Origin of the sequence: Pseudomonas sp. (assembly GCF_050739935.1) — a bacterium.
Lineage (GTDB): Bacteria > Pseudomonadota > Gammaproteobacteria > Pseudomonadales > Pseudomonadaceae > Aquipseudomonas.
Map to the genome: position 1 here is coordinate 61,453 of NZ_JBOICF010000061.1, position 14,109 is coordinate 75,561.

The following is a 14,109-nucleotide window of genomic DNA, read 5'->3' on the forward strand; positions in this document are numbered from 1 at the left end:
TACAGCAGGACGGCAGCGCGTCCGGTGGATTAACGGATGGTCAGGACCTCGCCCCGTGTAGCGGAGCCGGGCGTCATGTCCCACGCGCGGATGACAGGCACGAACTTGTCGGTGAGGATGCGGGTCTCGGCGATGGAGCCGTCTTCGCGTTCGGTGAATTCGCGTTGAAGCGTCTTGTCCTTGTGGGTGTCACCTTTGACGACGAGCACGCGCCCGGTCTTGGAGCGCACAACCCCCGAGATCGCGCCCGCGGCCAGGGCCAGGGCGAGATGCCAGTGGGACAAGGCACGCGCCGGTGGACGCAGCGACTGCTGCGCGGCCCCCAGGTGCGTGTCCTGCGACGGCCAGAGGCCTTGCAGCCGGCCGACTTCATCGGCGAACTGCTCCGGCTCCATCGTCACGCGGAAAAAATGCTCCGGCTCGGCCGGACTGGCGGGGACGATGTACGGCAGGAACGGCCATTCGCTCGGCAGCTCCTCGGCTTCGACTTCACCAAGCCCGACCTGCAGCAGCAGATTACGCACGGCCTTGAGACCATCGGGTGCCAGCTCGCGCTGACGCACCCTGCGGCCAAAGATCACCACCTGCTTGAACTGCGTCTCCACCGCTCGGTAGATCCGCAGGTCCGTGTAGTGGCGCGTCAGCCAGCCGACCAGCTCGGCGTCGAGCACGTAGCCTGGGACGATGAAGACCAGCACACCGCCGTACTGCAACAACGATAGGCTGCGCTGGTAGAACAGTTTCTCGAAGCGGGGACGGCCCTGGCCCTGATAGCCGATGTTGCCGTTGACGTCCTTGGACAGATCGCCATACGGCGGGTTGAGCCAGAGCAGCCCGAACGACTGCTTGGAGATCATCATGTCCATCAGGTCCGCATGCAGGCAGTGATCGACCAGGCCGCGGGCATGGCGTGCCCGTTCCGCGTCGAACTCGACGGCGAACGCCTTGGCCTGCTCGCGCCCGAGGGCATGAGCAGCTTCGGCGATCGCCACGCCTTCGCCGGCGCAGGGATCGAGGATGCACATCGGGCCATCGCTGGGCATCAGTGCGTTGAGGGCTCTTTCGAGCGTGGGTTCATCGGTCGGGTAATACCCGTTCTTGGCGAAATTGCGGGCGAGCCGCGGGAACATGAGAGCCATGGAAATCTCCGGGTTGGCGGGGATGAAGTGCGAAAGCACGCCTTGGCGTGCTCTCGCGGGTGGGTCAAGCCGCTACCGCTTCCGGCGTCCAAATCTTGGCCGGATAGGGATAGGCGGTGAGCACGTCACTGCGGATCAGGGAGCCCAGCGCCAGGGTCAGCGCCGGCACGTCGATGGCGAGCCGATGGCCTTCCAGCGGCCCGAGGGCGAACGGAAGACGGGCCAGCATCTCGCGGGTCTGTAGCAGCTCCAGCACGGTTTCGCGCCAGTGGTCGAGCAGCGGCAGTGGGCAGGTGTCCCGTACCAGCATCCACAGGCGGTCAAGCCGGTGGGCGCTGCCCTTGGGCAGCAATGCCAGTGCGCTGGCGTTGGCCTTGTCGGGCTTGACGCAGCGGCGATCGAACAGCCACACGTTGGACAGCGAACCGAACAGCGTTCGCCGGTAGGCGCGGGTCATGCGCTTTTCCAGGCGATCGACGTTGCTGATGAACACCGGGACGCTGCCGCCCTGGTCGGTGATGACGTGGAACTGGTCCAGGCCCTGTTCGTCGCGCCCGAGGGTCAGACGAGCGAGGAACTGCTGGACGGCGGTGTCGCGCGCCCAGATCGACAGGAAGATCAGGTTGCCCTGGTCATCGCCGACGCAAGCGTCGGCCATCACGTCGGAGCATTCGTCGATGCGATACAGCGTGGTGGAAGAAGTGTTTGCGGGCATGGTGGTGTCCTCGGATGAACGGGAACAGCACTGCCCGCTAGGGCAAGTACTGCCCCAAGGGGTGGAAGAAAGACGCTCAGTCCGGCTCGAACTGCCGGGTGTGCGGGTTGAAGTGAAGCGCCTCATCTACCGAAGTGATTGGCGTGAAGCCCTCCAGGTAGATGTTGTTGAGGTACTGGTCGCGGTAGGTCAGTGCCTGCCGCGCCTGTTCCTCGGTGAGGCCGTTGCTGATGAAGTACTGCAGCATTTCCTCGTCCGAAGAAACTTCGTCGTTGGACAAACTCCCTTCAACGAGCTTCAACAGCGCGGGCGGGAGCGCAGCCAGGATCGGGTCCATGTCGGTTCCTCCTGGCTCAGGCCATCAGCGCTGCGGTGGGTGCCGCAGGTGCCGTGGGTGTGCGCCGCCGTGCGTGGTAGGCGCGAACGCCTGCACGCCAGTCGGTGGACTGCTCCGGTGCGAGGTCCAGATAGGACAGTGGGCACGTGTAGTAGTACGGGTGCATGGACTCGTCCAGCGGCTTGTAGCCCCACCGGCCGCCGCTGCGTTCGAGCAGATCGCAGCGGATGTAGCGCAGGGATTGGCCCGGCGCCAGATGACGATGCACACCTTCGACCTTGGCCGTCACTTCCGTGACGGACCAGAGGACGTTGCCGCGCAGCGCGTGGGCGATGACCTTGACGCTGGCGCGCTCGGTCTCTTGCGGTGCGATCAGTTCCGCGATCAGTTCAGACCGCGATTGGGGGGAGAAATACCAGCCCATGAGAGGCCTCCTGAAAAGTGGAGCCGGAGGCCTCCCCGTGGGGGAGAGCCCCCAGCGGGTGATGGAATGCCGCGCGCGCGGCGATGGAGTCCGGTGCGGACTAGGAGCCGCAACCGGCTGGGCAGTAGCCCAGTTCGATGCCATGGGAGCAGTAGCCGTTTGCAGCGTTCCATTCCTGCGTTCCCTGCCGTTCGGCAGGCGTTGCGTAGTCCCATTCCTGGGTCGCGATTTCCAGGGCCCGAGCCCGCTGGCTTTCCGGCAACCGACTGGCTTGCGCGTCGATCTCCGAACTGAAAAGCGTGACCCAGTGATCCCAGGACAGGCCGCAACCACGCTGGGCGTGCTCGGCGGCCGTCTTGCAGACAGCGCGCCACGCGGGTTCGTCCAGCGTGGAATGAGGTGCATCGCAAGCGATGGTGGACATGATGGAGACCTCCAGAAGAAAGCCGGAGCCTCCCCCGCATGGGGAAGGAACCCCGGCGGGCGGATGAAGAACACCGCGGATGCGGCGTCTGCGATCACGCAGGTTGCAGTTCGGCCTGGCGGCTCCACTCCTGCGTCTTGAAGTCCAGCGCATAGCCCAGTTCACCCAGGCGGGCGATCTGCGCGCGCAGGGTGCGGCGGTCGATGGTCGAATCCAGTTTCACGGACTCTCCCAGCGGCCAGAGCAGCCCGAACAGCGCGGCGTCGCCATCTTCGGTGCTGCCGGGGGCAGCAGCCGCAGCGGGCGGCGGGGCATCCACACCAAAAGGCGTGGTATCGATCAGCGGGTCCGCAGACGCCTGCACGGGTGCGGGCTTGGCGGGTCTGGATGCATTGGCGGGCTTGGCCGGCGTTGCCGCAGGCTGCGCGCCCAGTTCTTCATCGAGCGGATCGACTTCCTGGGTGGTGAAGCTGCGTGCCTCGTCACGGCTCAGTTTGTCGATGCCGTTGAGCGTCATCCCGTCCAGGTTGGCACGGATCTCGAACCGCATGCCGTCGCCGACGGGATAGGACTTCGGGAAGATGTAGCGGATGACGAACTCTCCGTCGTACTTGCCTTCGGGGTACTGCTCCAGCTCCGCATCCTTCACCGCGAACTTGCCGATGGGGGTGACAAGTCGGCCGACGTTGAAAGGGCCGTTTCTTCCGCGGATCGTGCGCAGCGTGAGTTGGCCTGGGACGGTGATGGGCGAACCCGACTGCTCGGGCGCCGATGTGACTGCCATGATGGTTCTCCTTGGGGAATAGGAAAAAGGCAAGGCCCCGTGAGGGGCCATGCCGGATCAGAACGAAGTAGCCAATGCCGGCTCCTGCTCCTCGACTTCACCTGCGGGCTCGCGCTCGGCGGGCTCGACAGGCTGGTCGGCAGCGGTGTCGGCGGCAACCTCGGCTTCGGGCGCGGGTGCGTCCTCGGCTTGCGGCGCCTCGGCCTGCGCCTGGCTCGTCGGATAGACCTGGGTGCCGTCGATCTTGATGAGGCCGATGTGGACCAGCGTCGATTCCAGGCTCGCTCCCGGTTCCCCGGCGCGCTCGCCCTTGGTGCGGATGTACGGATCGATCTTCATGTCGTTCAGACGGAAGGCGATCAGCACCTTGCGGTCCCCTTCGATGGCCTGCACGCACCGGCGAACCAGGTGCTCGGCTTCAGGGGTGGCGACGATGGTGTCGAAGTACCGATATTCCGGTTCACCGACAGGTCCGGCCAGCGCCGCGACGCAGCACGACAGGAACGGATCGCCATCCTTGGGGGAGACGTCCTTCGGACGGCTGAGGTAGCCGATGCCGCGGGTGATCAGCTCGTGCTGCTTGATCGAAGCCAGTTCGGCCCGGTCAAGCGGCTCGGCCTTCAGCAGTCGCGCCTTCAGAGACGCGGCGGCCTGGCCCTTGTGCTCACCCTTGTCGCGGATGTACGCATCGCCCCAGAGGTCGCCGAGGCGGAAGCGCACCAGCGGCCGCTGCTTGGGATCGTCAACGCCGATGTAGCGCTCGACCAGTTTCTTGGCCTCGGCACCCGAGACCTTGACGTCGAAGTACCGGTAGCTGGGGTCCTTGGCGGAACCGACCAGCGCGGCGATGGTGCATGCCAGGAAGGGCTGCGCACGGCGGCCGCCCCGGACGGGAACCTCGCGGGCACGCTGGATGTAGCCGATGCCCGAGGTGTGGAGGTCGAAATACGATTTCTCGTTGGACGTGGTGCTCATGGTGAATCTCCATTGGGATGAAGCGGAGACACACCGGCCCCACGCATGCGGGGAAAGGTGCGTAACCCCGCGGTGGGTTGATAAGGCGAAAGCATCCGCCACCAGGACTGGTGGCCGCTCGCGGATGGATGCGGTGCGAGCTGGCTCGGTCACGCAGTGGGAACTGCGCGGCAACCTCGAAGACCGATGGTTGCCTGGCATGTCGCTGACAACGTCAGCAGGCATGGGGGCAGCATGTCCAGGCCTCGCGCGCGCGGCAGCAATCAATCGGCATCCGGGTGTTTCCCTTTGTCCGGGTCGCCAAGTTCTGCCAAAAAGAAAGCCCCCAAACTGGGGGCTTCGAGGGGTATGCAGAGATTTTTTAGCTATGCCGATTCCACCGCCACCAGTGACAGGTACGTCGAGGTGGCGGACAGCTCCAGATCATCCGAACTTTGCAGAATACGGGTGAAAACGCGGTCCTTCGGGTCGAAGAATTCGCCGAAGTCGTCGCCACCCAGCTCGGCGCGCGCCAGTTCCCACCAGTCGTCAAACGGGTCGGTATCCGGGTTGCAGCCGACGGCATAGGCCAGCAGCTTCACGCGGCCATCGGGACGGCGCTCTCCCTGCTCGGCCAGGAAGTACACGCCCTGGTCCTTGGCGAGGACGACGCGGCATTGGTTGGCAACGGCCTCGGCCAGCACGGGGCGCAGGTCGGAACCTTTGAATCGCAGTGACATGGTTGATCTCCTGAAGAAAAAGGCCCTCCACCCGAATGGATGGAAGGCCTATGGGGGCAAGTCGCCGATAGGCTGCGATCAGCCGTAGCGCCGCTTGGTTGCCTTGGCGTCGATGACGCTCACGTCGATCAGGCGCCAGTGCCCGTCATCGATAAGCCGCTCCAGCACTTCACCGAGCATGTCGAAATACACCTCGTCGTGCCGATCGACCAGTTCGCCGTCGCGGCGCAGCTCCACCACGTAGGTGTCGCCGCCGCGGTCATAGAGGATCGTCACCTGGCCCTCGAACTTCGAGGTCGAAACCGAGAAGCTGATCGCCGGGGGCGTCTCGATGATCTTGGACGGCTTCGGATCGACCCAGGTGAAGTCGCGGGCGCCCGCATCGACCAGCATGTGGGTGATGCGCCGGAACCCATCGGGAGCCGGCATTTCCTCCAACTGCTGGATGAGCTGCCCCAGTTCCATGCACTGCGGCTCGGGGATGGGCAGCTTGGCAGGCGCGGAGCCGAGGATGTGCCTGGTGATGGTGTAGGGAACACCGTCCGCGGTCTTCTCGGTGATTACTTCCGGGGTGTCCGCGCGCAGGCCGTCGAAGCGGCGGCGGGCATACGGTTGGACATGCACCTTGGCGCCTTCGCTGGGAACGGTAGTCACCAGGTGGGGATCGAGCACCGCGAACTCGCTGGGCTTGAGCTTGACGACGATGGCGTCGTCGTTGGCCGCGACCACCTTGCCGTCGAAGGGCTGGGGGTCGATGGCGAAGCCCAGCGTCGAGGACTGTGGCTGATCATCGAACACGCGATACTTGAACGACCGCACGTTGCGGGGCACATGGCCTGCGACAAGCGAAGGCATCATGGATTTGATGAGGGAACGGTCCATGGGAATCTCCTTGAGGAAGAACAAGGGATTCCCCGCCCGCAAGGGAGAGGTCCCTTGTGGGTGGATGGACGCGGTGCGTCCGTAGGAAGAAACGACCAGCACGGCTTCCCGCGCTTGCAGCCTCGAAGGTCTCGGCTGACTGGGCATGTGTCGGCAACGCCGACGAACATGGGGGCAAGGATGGCTCTGGGCCGGGCTACCCGCCCGCATGAAACGGCACTGCGCCGCCCCCGGTTTTCCTGCGCTGAGGGCAAGAAAAAGCCCCTCGAAAGGGGCTGGTTGGGTCAGGCTTCGTACACGAAGTAGTGCTCACGCTGACGCGGGAAGAAGACATGCTTCCACGTGTCGCCGCTGGTGTTGCCACCGTCGAACACGACCATCTCGTAGTCGTCGATGTCGGTGTCCACCAAGTCGGCGCTGGCGATATGGCGCATGTGCAGCGTGCCGTGCGTGCGCTCGAATACCAGGATCTGGCCGATGGCGTCGTCCTGGCCCATGGCGGTGACGCAGGCCCCGAGCTGGTGCTCGAAGTCGGGTGCGCGGGAAATGAGATCGGGGAACATGAGGTTGCTCCTATGAAAATGGACCAGCCCGGCTCCTGGCGGGAGACGGGCTGGCATGGGGGACAAAGAGGAAGGCTGGCGCGTCGCGCGGCTGCTAGGGCTCGGCCAGCGGCAGGCCCAGCAGCGCGGGGGCGTCCGCATCGATGATCAGGATGCGCACATCGGCCTGGCCAGCCAGGTCAAGGATGTTCGCCAGGTCGTCCGGCATGCCCTTGCTTCGGTGCTCCTGCCGAAGCTGCTCGGCGGTGATGTTCTCGGCGTGCTCCAGGTTCTGGTCAGTCCAGGGCGTGGAAATCAGCTTGACGCCGATCGCCGGGCTGTACGGCACCCGGAAGGCGATGAACAGCATTGCCTCCGGCGTGGCGAGGTCCGCCAGGTTGGCGAGGTAGTGCCAGGTATCGACCGTGATGTGCTCACGACTGATCTCCCAGCACCGGCTGTAATAGCCGGTCTCGAAACTCAGGCGCTGCACGGCTTCCCGCGCGGCCTCGGCCGAATAGGCATCACCGACGTGGACTGGGCGGCCGTCGAAGTCCTCGCCATGGATGGCATAGACCACGGCTCCGATCACGCCTTCGCCGCTGACGCCTTCACCGGCATCGCATTCAGCCGATCCCTCGGCGCTCAGGGGTTCAGGGCCATTCGTGACCACCGCGAAATCGCTGGTGACGATGCAGGACGATGAAACCAGTTCCTCGTCGGAGAGGTGCTCTTGGCTCGCGTGGATGTTTCGCCAGACATGTGGGCTTCCATCGTCATGGCTGATGCACAGCGTGCGGACGATTTTCAGATTCCAATAGCCGCGAAGAAAGGGATTAGGATTCTGGGACATGGGATCTCTCCAGATTGAATAATGGAGCCAATCCCCGCCACCGGGAATTGGACCCGGTGGGTTGAAATGGGAAATGCTTCAGGCGGCGCTGACCTTGGCGTTGTCAGCACTGCGCGGGACGACGAAAGATGAATTGAGGGACATGGCCTCATGGGCGCATGTCCCTCATTGGGAGTAAACGAAAACGCAGTGGTATGCCGGAGACCGGCTCACCAGCCGCAGTAGTTCACCAGCAGGTCGGCAATGACCTTGCGGCGTTGCAGATCGAGACCGTCGAAGTCCGACAGTCCGTGGAAGTGGCAGCGCTTGAGCATGGCACCGCCCTCGCGCGCGTTGTAGAAACTGACCATGGCGGACAGGAACATGCGTTCCCCGCTGCTCAGGACGCCAAGGGCATCGTTGAGCTGCAGCATGTTGGGACGAAGATCCCACTTGCCCTTGGCCTGGCTCAGATCTTCACGGGTGCCGTCGCCGAACCATTCGGGGCCAGCGATCTCGACGCCGCGCTTCCAGGCCTCGAAAAAGGCTTGAGGCGCGGCAGCGAAATGCTGTTCTTCCCGCACGATCTGATCGACGACTTCCCGCGGCAGTAGCTGGTTCATGACGTGATTCCTCCAGTTGGATCAGGGAATGGCGAGCTGGGACCAGCCGCCTCTTTCGAGGGCACGTTGAGCCGCGGCGTAGCTGCGGAAGTACTCGCGGGATTCCCGCGAAACGGGGCCTTCGGTATCGCGCGTGCCGATGTAGTGGCCGGCGGCGCTTTGCAGGACTTCGAGCGGCAGGAACTTGCCGCAGTAGGTCAGGGCCAGTTGGCCGAAAGAGGCTTGCTGGGACATGGACGGGCTCCTCGGAAAAAGCGGGGCCACGTCCCTCACGGGATGGCAGCTCCCGCACGCGGTTGATAAAAAAGCATCGACGTCGCGGGGACGCGCGTCCGTGACTTGATGCGATGCGGACTGGTGGGCAACGCGGGAGAGACCCGCGGCAGCCTGAAACCCTGGCTGCTGGCATGTGCTGACGAATCAGCGAACATGCGGGCAGCTTCGTGTGCGGGCCGCGCTGCGTCAGTTGGAAAACGGCATCCGGCCCACCCCCGATTGATGCGCACAGAGAAGAAGAAACCCCGCATCGAGTGCGGGGCTGTCAGGAGAGTGCGTCGGTGCTGGGTTAGTCGGGCTTGTCGCCCAGGACATGCTGCTTCCACAGCTCGAATGCCTGCTCGGGCGCAAGCTCGGCGAGGATGACGATGGGCTGGGCCTGCCGAGCGCGCAGCGAAGCGAAGTAAGCCTTGCGGTCGGCGATGGCCTTGAGCTTGATGCCCTTGATGAACAGCAATTTGCCGTCCTTGATGAACAGCACCTTGTTGCCGATGTCGCGGTTGAACGCGGCTCGCACCTTGCGTTCCGCGTGCATGGCGTCGGCCAGTTCATCGACCAGGAAGTCGAGCGTCATGTCGATGTAGTGAGGGTCTTCGCCCTCCTGGCCGAGGTCGAGCGGCGCAGGCGGCAGGCCCTTGGCGAAGGCTTCGGCCTGCGCCAGCAGCAGCGCCTTGCCGTTGAGCGCGTGGAGGAAAGTCGAGCCGCCGTGGCCGTCGTTGCGGGCCTCGGCGATGGGAGTGCCGTCGAACACGACGGTGGCGCTGAAGCACATCGTTTCCTCGCTGGCGAAGTCGGCCACCTTGAGGTTCTTTAGCGTGATGCGGTCTTGCATGGTGATGTTGTCCATGGGAAGTCCTGAAATCGACCGGGTGGCGACATGCCCCCGACGGGACGTGGCGGCCATCCCGTGGGTTGGAGAAAAGAGGCATCGATGCCCCGGTGGGCAGCGTTCGCCGGTGAGATGCCGAGGCGAACTGGTGGGTGGCACGGGTGAAACCCGCGGCAGCCTTGACACCCTGGCTGCGGGCTGCTGCCGATACATCGGCAATGCAGGAGGGAGAATGGCGCGGCCCGCAGGCTGCGTCGCCGATCAATCCGAAGCGGTCGAGCCCGTCTTGTGCAGGCACTGCACTAGGCGCTGGCCCAGCCATGCCATGCACGGGACAGCCATGGAGTTGCCGATCGCCTTGTAGCGTGGAGCGTCGGCGGCGGGCTTGCCGCGATACGGAATCAGCGTGTAGTCGTCGGGCATGCCTTGCAGCCGCTCGCACTCCACGGGCATCAGCCGCCGCACCCGCCAATGCGACCAGTCGCCGGGGCCAGGGTCGTTCCAGTCGTAGCGGAAATGCGCCTCGAAGTCGGGAGCCAGGACATAGGGCTTGTCCGCGCCGCCGCCGCTGGTACGCAGTGCGCCCGCTACGGTGCCGCCCAGCTCGGCGGCAAGACCCTGCTCGCGGCCGCGCAGAGACACGCAGGCCACCATCGGCACGCCGTAGCCCGGCTTGCCGTTGGACAGCACGGTGCAAGCGACCTGGCCATGGCCCGACTCGAAGCGCACTTCACCGCGGTTGTTCTGCGCGAACGCGATGGCGGGCACGACCCCGGCGTTCGCATGGCTGTTGCGATGGCCGCCAGCGCGCAGCGTCGGCGTCAGGTCGAGTGTGGCATCCGCGCCGCTGCCCTGGGCGGTGAAGGCGATGATCGGAACGCCCTTGCCGGTGCCGTCCTCGCTGCTGCCCTTGCCGTTGTTGGCGGTGTCGAGAGTGTGGGTGATGCTGCCGGCGACCGACTGCACCATGAACGTCTCGGTGCGAATGTCGTGCTTGGGGCCTGCGGCCATCAAGCATGCGGCCACATCGACGGGGCCAATGCCGCCGCTGAATCCGAACGTCGTCGTGACCTTGCCGTAGGGCTGCTTCAGTCCTGCGAATCCTGCAGGTCCTGCGCATGCGCCTGCTGCTTCAGCACCCGGTCCAGCATCGTGGGCAGCTTCTTGCCACGGCGCGCGGCCCGCACAAGAATCCCCGAGCAGGCCTGCGCGCTCAAAAAGTACTTCTGCGGGATCGAGGTCATCTCCACCACTTGCCACAAGAAACACGCGCTTGCGGCGTTGGGCGACACCGAAATATTGAGCGTCGAGCACGCGCCACGCGATGCGGCGGCGGGGTCCAGACACACAACCAGCGTGCGCCCACCGATCCCCTGGTGGCTGGAGCGTACGGCTTTCTCCGGCCAGTGCCCCCAGGAAATGCCCAAAGGCATTACTGCGGTCGTTGAGGACGCCGGGGACGTTTTCCCAGACGAGCGTTGCCGGTGGGCGGCGGTCTTGGCGGCGGATTTGGTCAATGGCATTGGCAAGCTCCACATAGGCAAGGGTCAAGGCGCCGCGCGGGTCATCCAGCCCGCGCCGCGCGCCGGCAACGCTGAACGACTGGCAGGGCGTGCCGCCGACCAGGATGTCAGGCGCCGGCACGGTGCCGGCGCGCACCTGGCGGGCGATCGCAGTCATGTCGCCCAGGTTGGGCACGCGGGGGTAACGGTGGGCGAGCACGGCGCTCGGGAACGGCTCGATCTCGGCGAACCACGCGGCTTCGAGGCCGAGGGGTTGCCAGGCGAGGCTCACGGCCTCGATGCCGCTACACACGCTGCCGTACAGCAGTGGCGCGGCCTGGGGCGCACCGCGTGGGGTGCGAGGTTGCGGGTTCATGGCGGGTCTCCTGTTCGTGTGGCCCTGAACCGTGTGGCCGGGCCGGGACGTTGATCGGCAGGAGAAAGGCGCCGAAGGCCTTGCGGCCTCCGGCTCGGGAGGACGGAACCACCCGTGGGCTGATTGGCAGGCCCGGTCGTCGCTAGAACCGCCTGCTGTCAGCAATCGCACCCGGCGCATGTCGTGGTTGGCGCCGGCATCTTCTGGCGCACATCCGCGCACAAAAGGAGCCCAGTTTTTCGCCGTTGGGCACGGCATCGAATACCGCGGACCACGAAGGGTCTCCGGGTGACTCGCAGACTGGCAAGCCATCGGGGGACCCTTCGTAGAGGCGGAAAAATGCAGATCAGCAGAACGCGCGGGTGGCGGTTCGCGGAGAAGCTACCTTCAGGCCCCGCAGCCGGGGACGGCTGGGCGGGACGCGCACACGGACAGGAGAAGGCGTTGCGCGCTGGGTGTCCCGCAGGGCGTGCGGGACATGGGCCACGCCGCCGATGGCGGGCACGGCTCTCGGGGAGCGGGGTCGGTCAGGAGCCCTTGCGGCCGCTAGTGCGCGGGCGCGAGGCACCGCGCTTGGACGTGCCGGAATCGACCGGCAGCGTGCCTTTGCAGTCGGGGTAGCGACTGCACGACCAAAAGGGGCCGGTTTTGCCGGTGCGCTGGCGCGTCGTTGCGCCGCACTGCGGGCAAGCGGGTCCCTGGGGAACCTTGATGGACAGCGAAGTGCTGCCGTACTGCGCGATCAGTTGCGAAATCCATGCGGCCTGCTTGCCGATGAACACATCCAGGGTGAGCTGTCCGGCCTCGATCATGTCGAGCGCCTGCTCCCACACGGCGGTGGTTCCGGGGTCGGCAATCGCCGTGGGCACGGCGTCGATCAACGTGAATGCTGCATCCGATGCGCGAATCGAGCGTCCTTTCTTCACGAGGTAGCCGCGGGCGATCAACCCACTGATGATGTTCGCCCGTGTCGCCTCGGTGCCGATGCCGACCGTTTCCTTGAGCTTCTGCTTCAGGCGTGGGTCCGTCACCAGCTTGGCGACCCCCTTCATGGACTTGACCAGTTCGCCTTGCGTGTACGGCTTGGGCGGCATCGTCTTGAGCGCCTTGATTTCGGCCTCGGCCACCTGGCACGCCATGCCCTCGCGCAGCGCGGGGAGTACCTGGCTGCGCGCGGCGTCGTCGCCATCCTCGTCCGCTTGCGGCTCGGCCAGCACCAGACGCCAACCCTGGGCGACCACCTGCTTTCCGGTGGCCGCCAGCTTCTGCTGGCCGCAGGACAGCTCGGCGACAGTGCGGTCGAACTCGTGGTGAGGGAGGAACTGCGCGAGGTAATGCGCGCGGATCAGGCGGTACACCGCCAGCTCCTTCTCGCTCATCACAGAGAGGTTCGCGGGTTCAAGCGTCGGGATGATGCCGTGGTGCGCCGTCACCTTGCCGTCGTTCCAGGCGCGTGAGCGCTGCGAGCGATCGAGCTGGCCCATGATGGGGCGCAGCGAGGGATCGGTCTTGAGCAAGCTGTCTAGGACAGTCGGTACTTCTGCGAACATGCTTTCGGGCAGGTAGCCCGAATCGGAGCGTGGGTACGTCGTGGCCTTGTGCGTCTCGTACAGGGCCTGGGCGATCTCCAGGGTCTCCTGCACATCCAGTCCAAGCTGCTTGGAACAAACCTCCTGAAGTGTTCCCAGGTCGAACAGCAGCGGTGGGCCTTCGCGCACGCGCTTTGTCTCGACCGATACCACCTGGGCGCTGCCCGCAGCGCGGATCTGCTGCGCGGCCTGCTGGGCGACCGGCTGCTGCAGGCAGCGGCCTGCGTCGTCGATGCAGCCGTCGGGCGGAACCCACTGCGCGCTGAAAGCCTGTCCACCTGCGGACAGGGACACGTCGATGGCCCAGAACGGCACCGACTTGAAGGCCGCGATCTCGCGGTCGCGGTCCACGACGAGCTTCAGGGTCGGCGTCTGAACGCGGCCGACAGACAGCACGCCGTCGTAGCCCGCTTGCCGCCCGAGCACGGTGAACAACCGGCTGAGGTTCATGCCCACGAGCCAGTCGGCGCGCGAGCGCGCCTGTGCCGAGTAGTACATCGGCAGCGTGTCGGAAGACGGCCGCAACTTACCGAGCGCGGTGCGGATCGACGCATCGTTGAGTGCCGACAGCCATAGCCGCTCGATGGGGCCGCGGTAGCCGCACAGGTCGATGATCTCGCGGGCGATCAGCTCGCCCTCGCGGTCGGCATCGGTGGCGATGACCAGATGGGTCGCCTTCGCCAGAAGGGCCTTGACGACCTTGAATTGCGTGGCGGTCTTCGGTTTGACCTCGACCCGCCATTGCTGAGGAATGATGGGCAACTGCTCCAGCGACCAGCGCTTGAGCGCCGCGTCATAGACCTCGGGAGCTGCCGCTTCTACGAGATGGCCGATGCACCAGGTGACGATGACGCCGGAGCCGCTGAGACAGCCTTCACCGCGCTGCGTCGCGCCGAGAATCCGGCCGATGTCCTTGCCCTGGGAGGGCTTCTCGCACAAGAACAGCCGCATGTCCGTCCATCCGATTTCCGTGGTTCATTGAGTTGCTGGAATCGAGGATGCCGAGCACCACCAGGGGCGGCAGCAAACAAGCCGCATGCGGTGGCGACCACTTTCACGGGATGGAATGGCTGCGACGGGAGTGGCGTGCGGCCGGGGATGTGCGGGCCGGGAGCCGCGATTTGGGGAGCGCGTGGAAGCC

16 protein-coding genes are annotated in these 14,109 nt (G+C 65.3%); all 16 read right to left on the reverse strand.

Features of this window, described 5'->3' with window-relative positions; genetic code table 11:
• Positions 1-29: 29 nt before the first annotated feature.
• Positions 30-1,163: a DUF6094 domain-containing protein gene (locus tag ACRER8_RS11290; RefSeq protein ID WP_373557512.1), complete on the reverse strand. Its 1,134-nt coding sequence runs from the start codon at positions 1,161-1,163 to the stop codon at positions 30-32.
• Positions 1,164-1,203: 40 nt separating this feature from the next.
• Positions 1,204-1,854, reverse strand: a complete 651-nt coding sequence (locus ACRER8_RS11295; RefSeq protein ID WP_016253278.1) for a hypothetical protein — start codon at positions 1,852-1,854, stop codon at positions 1,204-1,206.
• Between the two features lie 76 nt (positions 1,855-1,930).
• The gene (locus ACRER8_RS11300) at positions 1,931-2,191 is read right to left on the reverse strand and encodes a hypothetical protein (protein ID WP_016253279.1); all 261 of its coding nucleotides are present in this window, start codon (positions 2,189-2,191) and stop codon (positions 1,931-1,933) included.
• A 16-nt stretch (positions 2,192-2,207) separates the two neighbouring features.
• Positions 2,208-2,615, reverse strand: coding sequence for a hypothetical protein (locus ACRER8_RS11305; RefSeq protein WP_016253280.1), 408 nt, complete (start codon positions 2,613-2,615; stop codon positions 2,208-2,210).
• Between the two features lie 100 nt (positions 2,616-2,715).
• Complete coding sequence (locus ACRER8_RS11310) at positions 2,716-3,039, reverse strand: hypothetical protein (protein WP_016253281.1); 324 nt, start codon at positions 3,037-3,039, stop codon at positions 2,716-2,718.
• A 94-nt stretch (positions 3,040-3,133) separates the two neighbouring features.
• Positions 3,134-3,823 carry a DUF3275 family protein gene (locus ACRER8_RS11315; protein WP_016253282.1) on the reverse strand — a complete coding sequence of 230 codons (690 nt, stop codon included), beginning with the start codon at positions 3,821-3,823 and terminating at the stop codon, positions 3,134-3,136.
• Positions 3,824-3,880: 57 nt separating this feature from the next.
• Positions 3,881-4,798: a DUF3577 domain-containing protein gene (locus tag ACRER8_RS11320; protein WP_016253283.1), complete on the reverse strand. Its 918-nt coding sequence runs from the start codon at positions 4,796-4,798 to the stop codon at positions 3,881-3,883.
• Positions 4,799-5,163: 365 nt separating this feature from the next.
• Positions 5,164-5,517, reverse strand: a complete 354-nt coding sequence (locus tag ACRER8_RS11325; RefSeq protein ID WP_016253284.1) for a DUF3085 domain-containing protein — start codon at positions 5,515-5,517, stop codon at positions 5,164-5,166.
• A 78-nt stretch (positions 5,518-5,595) separates the two neighbouring features.
• On the reverse strand, positions 5,596-6,399 hold the full coding sequence (locus ACRER8_RS11330; RefSeq protein WP_016253285.1) for a hypothetical protein: 804 nt from the start codon (positions 6,397-6,399) through the stop codon (positions 5,596-5,598).
• Positions 6,400-6,683: 284 nt separating this feature from the next.
• The gene (locus ACRER8_RS11335) at positions 6,684-6,962 is read right to left on the reverse strand and encodes a hypothetical protein (protein ID WP_016253286.1); all 279 of its coding nucleotides are present in this window, start codon (positions 6,960-6,962) and stop codon (positions 6,684-6,686) included.
• 94 nt (positions 6,963-7,056) lie between these two features.
• Entirely contained in the window at positions 7,057-7,794 is a 738-nt protein-coding gene (locus tag ACRER8_RS11340; protein ID WP_016253287.1) for a hypothetical protein, read from the reverse strand.
• Between the two features lie 209 nt (positions 7,795-8,003).
• Positions 8,004-8,396, reverse strand: coding sequence for a hypothetical protein (locus tag ACRER8_RS11345; RefSeq protein ID WP_016253288.1), 393 nt, complete (start codon positions 8,394-8,396; stop codon positions 8,004-8,006).
• Positions 8,397-8,417: 21 nt separating this feature from the next.
• Positions 8,418-8,630 carry a hypothetical protein gene (locus ACRER8_RS11350; protein ID WP_003290186.1) on the reverse strand — a complete coding sequence of 71 codons (213 nt, stop codon included), beginning with the start codon at positions 8,628-8,630 and terminating at the stop codon, positions 8,418-8,420.
• 331 nt (positions 8,631-8,961) lie between these two features.
• Complete coding sequence (locus ACRER8_RS11355; RefSeq protein ID WP_016253289.1) at positions 8,962-9,519, reverse strand: hypothetical protein; 558 nt, start codon at positions 9,517-9,519, stop codon at positions 8,962-8,964.
• Positions 9,520-9,762: 243 nt separating this feature from the next.
• Positions 9,763-11,379, reverse strand: coding sequence for a DNA cytosine methyltransferase (locus tag ACRER8_RS11360; RefSeq protein ID WP_016253290.1), 1,617 nt, complete (start codon positions 11,377-11,379; stop codon positions 9,763-9,765).
• 527 nt (positions 11,380-11,906) lie between these two features.
• A complete protein-coding gene (locus ACRER8_RS11365; protein ID WP_016253291.1) occupies positions 11,907-13,919 on the reverse strand; it encodes a DNA topoisomerase III in 2,013 nt (670 codons plus the stop codon).
• Positions 13,920-14,109: the final 190 nt, after the last annotated feature.